This is a genomic window from Ensifer adhaerens (genome assembly GCF_028993555.1).
GTDB lineage: Bacteria > Pseudomonadota > Alphaproteobacteria > Rhizobiales > Rhizobiaceae > Ensifer > Ensifer adhaerens_I.
The window spans coordinates 197,839-212,415 of the sequence record NZ_CP118612.1 but is presented as its reverse complement, the minus strand read 5'-3'; the positions used below and the strand labels follow the sequence as shown (position 1 = coordinate 212,415).

The window sequence follows — 14,577 nt, the reverse complement described above, 5'->3', positions numbered from 1 at the left end:
AAGCTAGCTAGATGGGCTGAAAGCGCCGCTAACAGCCTCGTCAAGACGACTCCGGAGTACGCCCAGAGCGGAGACTCGTCCGTTGGCCCTCCTGCGTGCGCCCGTGATGGAAGAGAAGCAGGTCGCGTCCATCGAGCATACGGCCGAAAAAAAGCGAGATCATCCGGTGGATACGAAGGATGAGGCACCCGCCAAGAGGCGCTGACGCCGAAAGCAAAAGCGGTGGCAGCTGCGACCGACGCGGAAGCGCCCGTTCACCTGGTTTCGAGAAGCTTGGTGCCAACTCACCTACGACGCGCCGGAGCGTCATGGATATTTTTAACGCGACTGTGCCTGATCCCGTTGAAGTTGGTGGGTCAGCTGAATAGCGACACTGGAACCATTTGGCACGATGCGCGTTCGTCTGGTTGCCGATGATCGAGGTTCCCTCCGGATGACGTTGAGGCTCCATCTGAAGATCATCGCCTTCGCCCATTTGAGGAGGTAGCGATGGCACGTCGCCGCACCGACCCTATCCTCCCTGTTTCCAGGACAGTCATAGACCTCGTATTTTGCGAACTAATTCGTTCACGTCAGCTGGATCGTTCCAGCGATGAAGCCGAGATCCTGGCGGTTCGGTTGTTGAACCTTTACCAAAACGGCATCCGCGAAAGAGATGATCTCCGTCAGATGGCCGAATTTTTATGGCCACGAGGGACAGCTTTTTAGGTCACGCACACCTCAGCGCTAATGCCACAACTCATCCATTCTGGGTAAAAAGACGACTTCGACAGTGCGGAGCCGTTGAGGTGACCGTCGCCCTTCGGTTTGGCGAGCGATCAAGAAGTTGACTACCCAACTCCCTCGGTAGGCCCCACGGCTAGCGGGGACACTAATGGCAAGTGGGGCCTAGAGGGCCTCGATCGGGTCGAGGATCGAGAGCATCACCAAACGTAAGGCGGCGGAAAAGGTTCCTCCATTGGACTTCAGTCCCAAACGGCCAGCGCAAAAGTCCTAGGTTCGTTGTCTCACCGTACGCTCGCGTTAGTTTTCGCGTTTGCCCAAGCAGCACAGCTCTTTTCTGTCTTGGGGGGCACGGCGCCGGAGCACTCCTTCCAGGTCAGCCACTGGTCTGGTGCCGTCGCCCGATGGATGGAACCGAGGATGTGCAAATGTACAAACGACACACATACGTCGTGCCGGAACGAAAGTTTACCACCGGTCTACCCGTCGGGATGATGCTTCTGTCAATGGTGGCGATCACTGCTTACCTGCTGGTAGGAGGTGCTTCGAACGATAGTGACCGACCGATGACCACCGTCCTTCCCAAGCCTACGGTGTCCAACTCGCAATAGCAGGACGGATCGGCGAAGCTCTCGGGCGAACTCAACCAAAAGATCAGATCAGTATGGGCTTGATGCATTTGGAAAGGGCCCGACTGGCCATGGCGCTGCCGCGTCATCGCCGGCAGCTCCGCGAAACCAGAAACCAGAGACTTTTCTGGCTTCAACGAAGCGCGACAATCTTTTGCGAGAGGTCCCCCGACGCGAAGATCTGCGAATATCAGCAAATCTATCTCGACTTGCAGACTGACGTCGTCGAAGTGCTCACATGCTCGTCGCCCCGACGGACAGCACGCCGCTCAGGACACGCTGCTCAGGACCGGCGCTGACGCATAGGGAACATTTTGGTTCGGAGGCTGTGCTGGCTTTGTCGGTGAGCCACGATGCCGGATTATCGGCTCGGCTCCGCGCTCTTCTCCAATGGGGCCCACACTCTATGGCTCCGTCCTACCCGCGGAGCCATTCTTTCGGGCTGCCTCGACCCGTCACATCGGGTCATTTCCCTCCATGGCGTTCGACATATGCGTCTTGCATTTGTCGCTCTCGTTCGATGCAAGTGCCTTCTTGGCCATCGCCAATTCCTTGTTGGCGTAGTCCTTCTTCATCGCGTCTTTCATGCCGTTGACGTCACGCTCCAGCTTCGACATGTTCGATTGATCACACACGATATCGGACAAGGCAAAGGCAGAAGGCCCAGCAAGCGCGAATAGCACTGTCGCCGTCAGTAGTGTCTTCAGCATTGGTATCTCCTCTTCGGCTTCGTTGAATGTCGAACCAACCCACGGACGAAACTGACGTTCCCCGCGGCGAGGACACATCGTCGTGATCTGCGGCCGTTTACCCTTCGCTATGATCCGAACACCACCCGCCTGATCGCCTCGGCAACGCTCACACCAAGCGCCATCGCCGCTACACCGGTCACGGCCAGCGCACCGATATTCATAGCCTTGGACGTCCGCGCTTCATCACAAGTCATTGTAGGAGACGACGTCAAGGAAGATCGCAATCAATCAGGATTGTATTACCTGCTCGAGGGTCTTAAGCAGATCCTGCGCGTCTGTTGGCTTACCGACGTTGATTGCCCCCGCCAGAACTTCGCCCCCGACATCCTCTGGCGTTTCGTAGGCACTGGCTATTACGAACGGTACATTGTTTGCGCGAAGTGCCTCCGCAACCGGGGTTACCGAACCATCCCTGAGCGTCACGTCGAGCAGTGCGACGGATGGCCGTTGTATTTTCAACAGCGCCAGGGCTTTTGTCACAGTTGCCGCAGGCCCGATCACGATCCACCCATGCCGTTCGAGCACAAGCGTAAGGTCCAGCGCGATCAGGAACTCGTCCTCGACGAGAAGCACGGTTTTGGACATGAAACCAGCCTCGAAGCCACGAGACCGATCAGAGTGGGGATACGATCTCCACCACCAAACCCCCTGGTCTGTAATTCAGTTCCACCCGCCCGCGAAGTTCTTGGCTCACCGCAAATTGGACGAGCCGCGTGCCGAAGCCCATCGTGACCGGCGACTTGACCCGTGGGCCGCCACTCTCCCGCCATATCAAACGTAGGCGCGGTGGGCTCGCCGACTCTGTCTTCCATCGAATCTTGATTTTTCCCGCTTTGGTCGAGAGCGCACCATACTTCACAGCATTGGTCGCCAGTTCGTGCAAGACTAGGCTCAGCGATACGACTTGACCGGGTTCCAAGAGAACCGGCTGCCCCGGTTCAATCAGAATTCCCCCAGGGCTTTCCGAGTACGGGTTGAGGGTTCGTTCCAGGACCTCCTTCAGATCTGCCTGATCTTCTTGTGCGTAAGCCGCATCATGGGCTCGCACCAGCGTATTGAAGCGGCCGAGGAAGGCATCCCGGTACTCCTCGCCAGATCGACCCTCGGCCGTTGTTTGCCGGGCAAGCGCCTGGACGAGCGCGAGAAGGTTCTTCATCCGATGCCGGATCTCACCAAGAAGCACCGCCTGCTCGGCCTCCCGCTTGCGTTGCTGCGTGGCGTCAACGATCGATAACAGCAAAAATCGGCTGTTGTTTTCGGGACGGAACAGACGGTGCGCACTCACCAGCATCGTCCTACGGCCAATCCTCGGAAAATCGTGTTGAACCTCATAATCCACGACAGCGGCACTTTTCGGGATCACCTCTTCGAGGAGACGGCGCAGCTCGGGAATGTCCCATTGGCCGTCACCCAGGTCGTAGAGGTATTCATCGATTGTATCGTCGTGGCCGACTTTGAAAGTTGAAAAGAACGCCCGGCTGGCGGTACGGACGCGTAGGTTTTGATCGAGCAAAAGCAAGGGATCAGGGACCGTGTCGATGATCCCCTGGGCTTCGAGGTGGCCGTTCCGCAGCAAACGGTAAAGATCTTCGAGATTCATTGTCAATCCCGCCTGTCAACTGCAGCAATCACGATTCTAAACCCAACAACGTACGGGGAAAGATCCTTGTTCCAGATGAGAAGATAGTCCGCCCACCATGCCGGAACCTATTCGATCGTCGGCGTTTGGCCCCGGATCCGAAACGGGTAGAATCCAGCGCCTTCAGTCTGAGCGTTCGATTTCACAGACGGCGCTATCTACGACTGCGGTGCGGCGGACCGATGTTGCGATTGTCGTTGAATTCGGCGATCTCACCTGTATCGGCCGAGGCGGCCAAGCCGTTGATTGATTAGTAGCCGCTGCAGCGCCATCGTCTCCACCTCGGTCTTCATCTCCCACAGCCGGTCACGATTTTTGATATGAAAAGCCTGCAAGTCTTCGAAGGTGTTGAGCAAATTGCGTGCAACGCGCGGGTCGCCCCCAACTTCTTCAAGAGCGCCGACGATTTCTCGCTGCGACGCCACGTGGCGCTCGGTGGCCTCCACCTGGCAGTCTGCCAGCAGCAGGCCGCGCTCAATCGAAGCCAGCGTGATCATACAGCAGTCTGTTGAGGACTTAAGTTTCACGGCCTTTTCTCTTTTCCGTGCAGGTGCTGCATCGTCTTGCAGTGCATCGGTCCTGTTGTCCGGACAGCCTCCATCGCCTTTTGGCCCAATCTGAGACTGCGAGATGTACGGCAAGTGCAAGTTCCAGCATCGAAACGAACTTCCTCTCGCGCCTTTGTTCTCGCATCGTCGAACAACGATTAGGTGGACGTCAAACATCCGGCGTTGCTTTAGGTTCCCTCCCTTCCAGAATGAAATGATGCACCGCAACCCTAAAGAAAGCGCCCTCGCCGGAGCGCCAGCAACGGATAAGCGGCCAGGCAACGCCAGAACGCCCGAGTCATCGCGCTGCTGCGCGCGACAAGCGGGTTGCACAATTTCGGCCAATGCCTGCTATTTTCGGCTTACCCGCCAAACGATATTGCCGACGTCATCGGCCACAAGCAAAGAGCCACTCTTGTCGAAAGTGACACCGACGGGCCGTCCCCGTGCCCGGTTGTCCCGACCAATGAAACCTGTAAGAACATCTCTTGGTTTGCCGGCCGGCTTTCCTTTTCGAAACGACACGTAAATGACCTTGTAACCGTTGTGTTCGCGCCGGTTCCAAGAGCCGTGCTGGCCAATAAAGGCGCCGTCGCGATACGCCGATCCCAGAGACGAGGTTTCAGAAAAGGTCAGCCCTAGCGATGCCGTATGGGAACCGAGGGCGTAGTCAGGCTTGAGTGCTCTTGCGACGAGATCCGGTCTTGGCGGCTTGGCTCGAGCATCGATGTTTTGACCATAGTAGCTATAGGGCCACCCATAAAAGCCGCCGTCTCGCACCGACGTCATGTAGTCGGGCACCAGATCGTCGCCGATCTCGTCACGCTCATTGACCGCCACCCATAACGCCCTGGTATGCGGTTCAAAGGAAAGCCCGTTTGGATTGCGCAGTCCCGAGGCGAACACGCGCGTCCGTCCGCTCGACGGGTCGATTTGGAGAACCGAGGCCCGATTCCTTTCGGCTGATATGCCGTTCTCACCGACATTGCTGTTCGAACCCACGGTGACGTACAGCGTTGTCCCGTCGCGGCTAGCAATCACGTCCTTTGTCCAATGGTGGTTTATCTCACCCGCTGGCAGGTCCGCGATTTTTCGCGGCGCCGCGGTTATTCGTGACTGGCCGTTTGAATAGGGAAAGGCGACAAGGGCGTCAGTTGCGGCGACGTAAAGTATTCCTTTCGACAGCGTCATGCCAAAAGGCGAGTTCAGGCCCTCGAGGAACGGCCTCCGTAGGTCGGCGACACCATCCCCGTTCGTGTCTCGCAGAAGCGTTATGCGGTTGGCGCTCTTCGTCGCAGCCCCTGCTCGCTTCATGGCTTGCGCCATGAAAACCTTTCTCAGGCTGAAGCCGTCGTCGTGCTTTGCAGGGGCATTGGTCTCCGCGACGAGAACGTCTCCATTTGGAAGCACGTAAAGCCAACGAGGGTGATCGAGCCCACTGGCAAAGACATTCACACGAAGCCCCCTGGCTACGTGTGGAGTCTCACCGCTGGACCACCCCTTTGCTTCGGCGATGTTGACAATCGGGATCAGGGTCGGTCGTGGCTTCGGCAGTGTCGGATCGGGACCGTAGCCCTGGCCGCTCGCGATCGTTGCCCGTTGTGGTGATGTGCATGCCACCACCAGCACAGCGAGACACAGAACAGACATGCGCATCACGAAACATGTCATCGGGTCGCTCCAGCGGTTCGGCGGCGCATTTCAGGGACAATACCGCGCCAGCCTTGCGGACTATTCCAACCGGCAACACAAAATAGGGTTCCCAGTCGACTGACACAGCTTCATGGCGACATCTCCCTGCCATGGCGGCCTTTAAATCCCGGAGCGCACCCTCGTCGCCCCAATGCGTTGCCACTTCGCGAACTCGACCCGCAGTCTCGCCGACCACCTCATCCTCGTGTGCCGCAATATCCAGAGGCGCACTACAATCTAGCCATTCTCCCGGAGACCATGGGAAATCGAGCCGAGGCAGCGATCCATTACGATCAGGCGATCAAACTACGTCCGGCCCCTCCATATCGCCGGTGACCGATTTGGAGCCGAACTAGATTATAATGAAACCATCCGCCTTCGGGGTTTTGCCGAAGCGCATAATAAGCGCTGGGCGGAGCAACATTACTTGACCGCACTTCGTCTGCGTCCGGACAGATTTTGGCAGAGAGCCGCACGCCAGCAAGCCCGTGCTGCAAACGATGGCGGCAACTTGACCGCAAGGTAAGGGTCACGATGGCACATGCATCATACGAAGAAGCCACCGTTTCTTATCAACTCTGGAGCGCCCTTGCTCGGCTTCTGAGATCGCGAAACGCAACACCCGCTCAACTTCGGCGTCGGCCTTGTCGGCGTCGGCAAAATGCAATCTGGCGGAAGCGCGCAGGATTGCGACCAGCTTCCGTTCATGGCTTTTGAGTGCGCCGGTCATAAAGCTACAACGGGCAGAACCGCATGCGGTTCCAGGAGCGTGTTGCTTCTGTGCCGGAACCACACGAGTCCCGGTGTGTTTAGGATGAAGCCCTAGAACTCCAATTCGGTCCTACATGGGACCATTTTTTTTGTAAAGAACCCGATCCTTCGCTGCACAGCAAGCAGACCAGCTCCAGTGACGAGGCGTGGAACGTTTTGGCCGCTGACTGGGTTGAGTTTTATTCGGCAGAAGAGAGGAATGGTGTGATGGTGGCCCCAAGAGCGAACTGGAAAGGCTATATCAAATTTGGAGAAGTCACCTGCCCGGTGGCACTTTACACGGCCTCCTCTTCATCGGAACGCATCAGCTTCCATACCCTCAATCGCAAGACAGGTAATCGCGTAAGGCGTGAGTTCGTCGATAGCGAAACCGGGGAGCCGGTAGCGAGTGATGATCAAGTAAAAGGCTATGAGGTCGATGACGGACGATACGTCGTTCTGGAACCCGAAGAGGTTGCCGCCGCAGTTCCAGATAGCGACAAGACGCTGAAGATCGAAGCCTTTATTCCCTGCTCGCAGGTCGACACGACCTACTTCGACAAGCCGTATTATCTTGCACCCGACAAAATGGGCGGCGAGGCTTTTGCGCTCCTTCGTGACGGGATGGCGAAGGCCAAGGTCGCTGCGATCGCCAAGACTGTGCTCTTTCGCAGGATGCGAACCGTACTCATCCGCGCGCATGGCAAGGGGCTGATCGCAGCGACCCTTAATTTCGACTATGAAGTGCGATCGGCGAAGGAAGCCTTTGCGGACCTTCCCGACCTCAAGATCGAGGGAGAGATGCTCGAGCTTGCCGAACATATCATCGGTACCAAGAAAGGCAGTTTCGACGCCAGCGCCTTCGATGACCGTTACGAGGCTTCCGTTGCGGAACTGGTGAAGGCGAAAATCGAGGGGCGCTCCCTGCCGAAGAAGAAAGCGCCCGTCGCTTCCAAACCGGGCGATCTGCTCAAGGCGCTTCGCGAGAGTGCAGGCCTGAGGGTGGGCAGATCCAACTCCAAACGAAAGGCCACCAATGCCAACAAAGGCGCTTCACGAGCGGAAAAGCCTTCTGCCAAGGCGAAACCGTCGGTGCCATCGCGTCGTGCGAGCTGATAGGAGGTTGAGATATGGCTGTTCGCCCTTATTGGAAAGGCTATCTGAAGCTATCGCTCGTGACTTGCCCGGTCCAGATGATGCCGGCGACGTCGGAAAGCGAGAAGGTTCGTTTTCATACCCTTAATCGCGAAACTCAAAATCGCGTCGTCAGCCGCTTCGTCGATGCGGTAACCGGAAAAGAGGTCAGGGACGAAGACGAGGTCAAGGCTTACCAGCGCGGGGAAGACGAGTACGTCATCCTCGAGGACGAGGAGCTCGAGACGGTCGCATTGGACAGCACAAAGACAATCGACGTTTCGACGTTCACCCGGCGCGACAGCATCGAGTGGATCTGGCTCGACACGCCGTACTACCTGTCTCCGAATGAACCGGTCGGCGAGGAAGCGTTTTCGGTCATCCGAGACGCCATGGAGGCGCAGAAAATGGTCGGAATTTCCCGGCTGGTGATTTCACGCCGCGAACGCGCCGTCATGCTTGAGCCTCGTGGCAAGGGCATTGTCCTGTGGACGCTTCGCTACGGCGACGAGGTTCGCAGCGAAGCCACTTATTTTACCGCAGCCAGCGAGATAAAGGCGGACACCGAAATGATGCCGCTCGTGCAACGCCTGATCAACAAGCTGACGAAAGACTGGAACCCCACGATGGTCGCTGATCCGGTACAGGAACGTCTGGTCGAGATCATTGCTGCCAAGAAGAAGGCCTTGAAGCGACCGACTAAGGCAAAGTCCGGATCGGCGCGTTCAGAGGCAACGCCGAACAATGTCGTCAACATCATGGATGCCTTGAGAAAGTCGGTCGCTGCGGAAAATCGCGGGCGGAAATAGCGGCGCGCAAACCCCAGTCGCCGTTTAAGTCACGCGCTCCAGCTCAAACGCAAACAGGCGATCGTCATTTCGTATCACCATCAGCCCCATGATCCTGTTGTCATTGACCTTCCGAAAATGGTCGATGATCGGCTGGCGGTCATAGATCATCGCCGCACTTGCCACGCCCTCAAAGGTGAGTGTCTTGACTGAGGCGACAGGGGCCTTTGCCTGAAAAGCGCATTGACCCCAGGAGAAGAGCGATCGGGCAAGCCCCGTCCTCCCAAACGCATGCAAGCGGAGCGCAAGACCAAGCGGTATCCATTTCGGATCGATCGCCCGAAGCCTTCGATCTCCGGTACGAAAGAGCAATGCGTCTGCGCGCAGATCTGGCGTAAAACGCTTGCCGAACCAGCCGAGGTTCTCCAAAACGCCGTCGAATGGATGACCCGTCGGAATATGCCGGCCAACCCACAGGCCTTCAAGTTCATATAGGTCTAAAGGTGACAGCTGCCGAAATCGCTGCAATGCCCGTTGCTGCTCATCCATCGGTTTGGGTCTTCGCACCGTTGCGGCTTCCGGTATTTCGCTTCGATCGGGCTTGGCGACGCGCCTGCCGCAAGTCATCAAGCGTCGGGAACCACCAACCCTGCTCAAGTTCGGTCGTCGTCGGCAGTGTTCTTTCGGGCCAGGTCCTCACAAGCTCTTCCAGTGAGCCTCGCCGCCAGGTAGCCCAGACAAATCCATCGCTCTCCCGCACTGGAAAATAGAAATCGCTGACTGTTCCGGCATCGGCAAGCTCACCGTTGGTTCCTATAAAAAAGACCACTCCCCTATGCGTGGCGATTGCGCGCTCGAAGGGCGGGATGTGCTCCCCGGGTACCGGGTAGCGTTGGCGACGCCTCTCCCTTGCCTTTGACCTTGCGTCGCACTCCTCTTTCGTGCCTTTGAGCGCGTCTCGCCTTGCTTTTCTGGCGTCAGGCTCGCTGCGCTCGGCTTCGGCTTCAATATCCGGCCAGCGTTGACGAAGTTCAAAGAGCGAACGATAGGGGACGGTCCAAAGGCGGCGGTCGGCATCCCATCGCGCAAATGGGATCTCGCGGATGTCGTTGACGATGGACGGTGAATAGGGCGTACGGATCTCCAACGCCGCGGCGCCGGCGCTAAGATATGGGCTCTGGATCGGCTCGAACACGAACGCGTCCCTGCCCTTCTCATCGGCAAAACTGCCTTGCTGCGCCTCCATCTCCGCACGCCAGCGGCCGATCCGACGCGCAGCCGTGCGACCCGGCACGAACCAGGCATTCAATCGGTCGCTCCACCGCGCGCGTGGAAACGTCTTTCGAAACTGTTCGATAGTTACGCGGTCGTGCGGCAAGTCGGCCGTAGCACCGATGCGCGCGCTTTCTGTCGGCCTGGCTTTGACGTCTTCTTTCTCGTCCATAACAGATCACGCTGCTCGTCTGACCTTTGCAAGCCGTTTGATGGCCTCGCCGAGTGGCCGCTCGCTGTCGCAGTAATCTTCCCACGCTTTGGTTTTGGCAAGCAGCGCCGGTACTGTACGGACTGTATAGCGCTTCGGATCGAGATCGGCCTTGGCCTGCGTCCAGGTAAGTGGCATCGACACGGTTGCACCGGACCGGGCCCGCGGCGATAGCGGAGCGACTGCCGTGGCCATTCGATCATTTCGCAGATAGTCGAGAAAAATACGCCCCTCACGCAGGCTCTTGGTCATCTTGGTCAGATATCGATCCGGATTGTCCGCAGCCATTTCCCGGCACAGGTCATGGGCAAATCCCTTCGCCTCTGCCCATGAAAGCGGCTTGTGGTCCTTAGCCGCAAGGGGCGTCACAACGTGAAGCCCCTTGCCACCTGTCGTCTTACAGAAGCTGACAAGGCCGAGGCCAGCAAGCCGGTCGCGCATTTCTCTTGCGGCGGTAACAATTGCGGAGAATGGCACGTCGGCTCCAGGGTCGAGGTCAAACACCAAACGACCGGGAATTTCAGGATGGCCTGGCCGACAGTTCCAGGGGTGGAGCTCGACACCGCCAATTTGGGCAATCGCGACGAGGCCCTCTATGCGATCAACCTGCAGATACGGCTTCTTGTCTCCGAAGACTTTCACAAGTTCAAGAAGGTTCGACGTGCCGGGCAGCCCGTGGCGCTGGAAGAACTGTTCGCCTGCAATTCCGTCCGGTGCACGGATAATCGAACAGGGCCTTCCCCGGACATGCTCGATGAGCCACGTCCCGACCGCCTCGTAGTAGTGTCCAAGCTGTTCCTTGGTGACCGGTTCATCGTCACCGGCGTCTGGCCACAGGGGTTTGTCGGGACTGGAGATCCACACACCCATGATCTCTGCTTTTTGGCCATTGCGGTAAGAGGTCGGCTTCGACGCTTTCGGCGTCGGCGTTCTTCCCGGCGATGCCGGCTTTTCGGTCTTCACTTCCCTCGCCGGCTTGTCTTGGCGAAGGCCCTTGAAGGCGCCCTGCCGTACAAGCCCATCCGCCGTCCACCCGGCAAACTCGATCTCAGCAACAAGGTCCGGCTTCAGCCAGATAACCTCACCTTTCCTCTTGGGTGCGCCGATGCCAGAGAAGGGAGACGTTTCTGCCTCTGCATTTTTCAGATTTGGGAGCAGGCTTGAAACCTTGCTCGCTCCAAACCCCGTGCCGACACGTCCGACGTACACAAGATGGTCGCCTCTGTAGACGCCAACCAAAAGAGATCTGAACCGGCCATTGGTCTTGGCATAGCCGCCGATCACCACTTCGTGGCCCGCGCGACACTTCGATTTGACCCAGGTATCCGTCCGACCCGACAGGTAGGGAGCATCGTTCCTTTTGGATACGATCCCCTCCAGCGACAGCTTGCACGCGGATCTTAGCACCGCATCGCCGCCGGTCTCGAAGTGCTCGACAAAACGGAGTCTAGGGTCGTCTCCAGCGTCGCGGAGCATCGTCTGAAGTCGGCCTTTGCGTTCGGCCAGTAAATCGGCTCGCAGGTCCTCGGCGCCACAAAACATAAGGTCAAAGGCAAAATAGATGAGATTGCCGGTCTTTGCTTCCGACAGTGCTGCCTGGAGTGCAGCAAAATCCGGGGCCCCGTTCTCATCGAGCGCGCAGACTTCGCCATCGATGATGCAGTCAGGAAGCGCAGACGCGGCCTCAGCGATCTCGCCGAATTTGCCAGTCCAATCGAGCCCCTTTCGGGTTTTCAGCGTCGCCTGTCCATCAAGGACGCGCAACTGCAGTCGGTAGCCATCGAACTTGATCTCGTGCACCCAGCTGTCACCGGCGGGCGGGCGTTCGACCGTTTCACAAAGCTGCGGGGCTATGAATTCCGGTAGAACCCCAATCGGCGATGTCGGCGTTCCCCTTCGCAATTTTGTCCGCTCCACCGCGGCAAGTCCTTGTTTGCTGTTCCAGACCGCATCCGCCTCTATTACTCCCTTTGCCAGCATGAAGGCACGCGGCTTTCGGCCCTTGCCAGTCGCGATACGGTCCATGCTGCGGCCGGAGGCAACGGAAGTCGTGTTCGTTTCCAGCACTTTCGCGCCCTGTTTCGCGACAGAATGATCGTCATGGTGCTTGATCAGCAGCCAGTTTGATCGTTTCCCGCCATTTCGGTCATTGCGCATGCGAACGAGAACGAAACTGCCGTTGAGCCGCTTTCCTTCCAACGAGAACTTGAGCTCGCCTTTCTTCAATGCCGCTTCCGGAGACTTTTTTCCCTTGAACTCCCAATAGCCACGGTCCCACACCATCACCGTCCCGCCACCGTACTGACCCTTCGGGATCGTTCCTTCGAAGTCGCCATAATCGAGGGGGTGGTCCTCTACCTCGACGGCGAGCCGCTTATCATGGGGGTCAAGGGAAGGGCCTTTGGTAACGGCCCAGGATTTAAAGACGCCGTCCAGCTCAAGCCTCAGGTCGTAATGCAGTCGCGAGGCATCGTGCTTCTGGATGACGAAGCGCCGACGGTTCGACGACACCACCCGTGTCTTGCCGCTCGGCTCCTGCGTTTGCCTGAAATCTCGCTTGTTCTTGTAGATCGACAGTCTGTCTTCAGTCATCGACATGCTCACATATTACGCCCGCCAGCTGTCAGTCGACGCCTTTGCCGCCGGTTGCACCGTAAACCTCGCCGTTGACAAAACTTGCCTCCTGCGACGCGAGGAACACGTAGATCGGGGCCAGTTCCACGGGCTGGCCGGGTCGGCCAAAATCGCTGTCTTTCCCGAAATCTTTCACTTTTTCGTCAGGCTGCCCGCCACTCGGCTGCAGCACAGTCCAAAACGGGCCTGGCGCCACGACATTGGCCCTCACCCCTTTTTCGATCAATTGCTTTGCCAGCGCCTTGGTGTAGGCGACGATCCCCGCCTTTGTCGTGGCGTAATCAAGCAGGATTGGAGAGGGATGATATGCCTGAATGGATGCGGTGGTGATCACGGCGGCGCCGGGAGGCAAGTGCGGCTCGGCCGCCTGGGCAATCCAGTGCAGTGCATAAAGATTGGTCTTCAGCGTCGCATCGAAATCCTGCGAGCTCAGGCATGAAACATCCTTGCGAAACTGTTGGCGAGCCGCGTTGATCACCAAGATGTCAATGCCACCAAGCTCACGCAATGTTCGCGAAACCAACTCACGGCACCAGTCTTCATTCTTCACGTCACCGGGCAGTGCTAGAGCCTTTCTGCCCTCCGCCTGAACCAATTCAATGACTTCTTTTGCGTCCGTTTCCTCTTCCGGCAGAAAGGAGATGGCGACATCCGCCCCCTCCCGCGCGAATGCGATGGCTGCGGCCCGTCCGATCCCTGAATCACCGCCTGTAATCAGGGCCTTTCGCCCCCTCAGCCGATTTGCCCCACGGTAACTCTGTTCGCCGTGATCAGGCCTGGGGTTCATTTCGGCAACGAGACCTGGCGCGCGTTGCGGGTGGGGATCGAAGGGTGGGGACGGATACTGCGTTCGGGGATCTTGCATGGTCAGACGATCGGTCATTAGGCAGTCCTCGGGTGATTTCTACTCCATAAACTCGTTTGCCGGTTTGGGGTTCCGACGGTGGGGGACGGTGTAGCTCAATGCGCGCGGGTAGACGCAGTCCGGTTGGCGAGCCGCCGCAAGTGTAGTCACGGAACCAATCGTCGATGTCCTCGTTTCTTTCCTGTCGCGAGTGGGCCATGGGTGCCCCGCAAATTGGGAGACAAAGCGATGCACCTGCTGCACAGGGTATTTTCCGACGTGCAGCTAATGCTTCGCCGTCCGCCGCGGCTGCAATACGCCGCCCTGTGCTACCGTACCCGCCCAGGTCAACCTCTGGAAATTCTTCTCATCACGAGCCGCGATACCGGCCGCTGGGTCATCCCGAAGGGATGGCCGATGAGGGGAAGACGAGCCCATGAGGTAGCGGCAAGGGAAGCATACGAGGAAGCGGGCGTAGAGGGCAAATGCAAGAGGGTTCCGTTTGGCCATTATGTCTACAGAAAGCGACTGGACAGTGGTCTTAAGATCGCCTGCAAAGTTCAGATCCACACCATGGAAGTCTCGAGGTTGCGACGGAATTTTCCCGAGAAAGGCGAGCGCAGACTTGTCTGGTTCGAGTACAGCGAAGCTGCGCGCCGTGTGGCTGAGCCTTCCCTTCGACAGCAGATTTTGCGTTTCGCTCATTCGTTCTCGCTGAGGGCCCATGTCTCGTCCGAGTTGTGACACTCAAAACTATGCTCTGCATTTCGGAGAGGCGCAGGGATTTCAGTCGGTCGCAGACCTGATGGGTGGGGAGCTCGACTGCCACTGCGTTGGCCAGAAGGAGAAAACGGAAAAATCCTCCTGTTCTCCATCTCCATCGCGTCCGTTTGACACGGCCTGCGACCTTTAAAGGAAATGTCGAGGCGGCGTAAACGTTCCCAATGATCATCGTCTCCAT

Annotated in this window: 15 protein-coding genes; 4 read left to right on the top strand and 11 right to left on the bottom strand. The window is 57.9% G+C overall.

The window, feature by feature from the left end; translation table 11 throughout:
- The first annotated feature begins 489 nt into the window (after positions 1 to 489).
- Positions 490 to 708: a hypothetical protein gene (locus PWG15_RS33860; RefSeq protein WP_275027847.1), complete on the top strand. Its 219-nt coding sequence runs from the start codon at positions 490 to 492 to the stop codon at positions 706 to 708.
- A 1,099-nt stretch (positions 709 to 1,807) separates the two neighbouring features.
- Here the strand turns inward: PWG15_RS33860 and PWG15_RS33855 are convergent.
- The 7 genes from PWG15_RS33855 to PWG15_RS33825 all read right to left on the bottom strand — a co-directional run bounded on the left by PWG15_RS33855 (position 1,808) and on the right by PWG15_RS33825 (position 6,713).
- On the bottom strand, positions 1,808 to 2,062 hold the full coding sequence (locus PWG15_RS33855) for a hypothetical protein (protein WP_275027846.1): 255 nt from the start codon (positions 2,060 to 2,062) through the stop codon (positions 1,808 to 1,810).
- 107 nt (positions 2,063 to 2,169) lie between these two features.
- The gene (locus PWG15_RS33850; protein WP_275027844.1) at positions 2,170 to 2,298 is read right to left on the bottom strand and encodes a DUF1515 family protein; all 129 of its coding nucleotides are present in this window, start codon (positions 2,296 to 2,298) and stop codon (positions 2,170 to 2,172) included.
- A 34-nt stretch (positions 2,299 to 2,332) separates the two neighbouring features.
- The gene (locus PWG15_RS33845; protein ID WP_275027843.1) at positions 2,333 to 2,689 is read right to left on the bottom strand and encodes a response regulator; all 357 of its coding nucleotides are present in this window, start codon (positions 2,687 to 2,689) and stop codon (positions 2,333 to 2,335) included.
- A gap of 28 nt (positions 2,690 to 2,717) precedes the next feature.
- A complete protein-coding gene (locus PWG15_RS33840) occupies positions 2,718 to 3,704 on the bottom strand; it encodes a sensor histidine kinase (protein ID WP_275027841.1) in 987 nt (328 codons plus the stop codon).
- A 251-nt stretch (positions 3,705 to 3,955) separates the two neighbouring features.
- Positions 3,956 to 4,240 carry a hypothetical protein gene (locus PWG15_RS33835; protein WP_275027840.1) on the bottom strand — a complete coding sequence of 95 codons (285 nt, stop codon included), beginning with the start codon at positions 4,238 to 4,240 and terminating at the stop codon, positions 3,956 to 3,958.
- A gap of 402 nt (positions 4,241 to 4,642) precedes the next feature.
- Positions 4,643 to 5,962: a PQQ-dependent sugar dehydrogenase gene (locus PWG15_RS33830; protein WP_425536849.1), complete on the bottom strand. Its 1,320-nt coding sequence runs from the start codon at positions 5,960 to 5,962 to the stop codon at positions 4,643 to 4,645.
- A 550-nt stretch (positions 5,963 to 6,512) separates the two neighbouring features.
- Positions 6,513 to 6,713: a hypothetical protein gene (locus PWG15_RS33825; protein ID WP_275027839.1), complete on the bottom strand. Its 201-nt coding sequence runs from the start codon at positions 6,711 to 6,713 to the stop codon at positions 6,513 to 6,515.
- A gap of 248 nt (positions 6,714 to 6,961) precedes the next feature.
- Between PWG15_RS33825 and PWG15_RS33820 the strand changes: the two genes are divergently transcribed.
- Entirely contained in the window at positions 6,962 to 7,849 is an 888-nt protein-coding gene (locus PWG15_RS33820; RefSeq protein WP_275027974.1) for a non-homologous end joining protein Ku, read from the top strand.
- Positions 7,850 to 7,863: 14 nt separating this feature from the next.
- The gene (locus tag PWG15_RS33815; RefSeq protein ID WP_275027838.1) at positions 7,864 to 8,676 is read left to right on the top strand and encodes a non-homologous end joining protein Ku; all 813 of its coding nucleotides are present in this window, start codon (positions 7,864 to 7,866) and stop codon (positions 8,674 to 8,676) included.
- A 24-nt stretch (positions 8,677 to 8,700) separates the two neighbouring features.
- On the opposite strand, the gene PWG15_RS33810 is transcribed toward PWG15_RS33815, so the two are convergent.
- From PWG15_RS33810 to PWG15_RS33795, 4 genes are read right to left on the bottom strand one after another with little or no spacing between them, the layout of a single operon-like run.
- Positions 8,701 to 9,204 (bottom strand): DUF4334 domain-containing protein, encoded by a 504-nt coding sequence (locus PWG15_RS33810; RefSeq protein WP_275027836.1) that lies wholly within the window; start codon positions 9,202 to 9,204, stop codon positions 8,701 to 8,703.
- Positions 9,197 to 10,099: a hypothetical protein gene (locus PWG15_RS33805; protein ID WP_275027835.1), complete on the bottom strand. Its 903-nt coding sequence runs from the start codon at positions 10,097 to 10,099 to the stop codon at positions 9,197 to 9,199. The genes PWG15_RS33810 and PWG15_RS33805 overlap by 8 nt, the downstream gene beginning before the upstream one ends.
- 6 nt (positions 10,100 to 10,105) lie before the next feature.
- Entirely contained in the window at positions 10,106 to 12,730 is a 2,625-nt protein-coding gene (ligD, locus tag PWG15_RS33800) for a DNA ligase D (RefSeq protein WP_275027832.1), read from the bottom strand.
- A gap of 31 nt (positions 12,731 to 12,761) precedes the next feature.
- Positions 12,762 to 13,655 (bottom strand): SDR family oxidoreductase, encoded by an 894-nt coding sequence (locus tag PWG15_RS33795; RefSeq protein ID WP_275027830.1) that lies wholly within the window; start codon positions 13,653 to 13,655, stop codon positions 12,762 to 12,764.
- Between the two features lie 210 nt (positions 13,656 to 13,865).
- Here PWG15_RS33795 and PWG15_RS33790 point away from each other — a divergent pair, with 210 nt between their 5' ends.
- Positions 13,866 to 14,360: an NUDIX hydrolase gene (locus tag PWG15_RS33790; protein ID WP_275027829.1), complete on the top strand. Its 495-nt coding sequence runs from the start codon at positions 13,866 to 13,868 to the stop codon at positions 14,358 to 14,360.
- Positions 14,361 to 14,577: the final 217 nt, after the last annotated feature.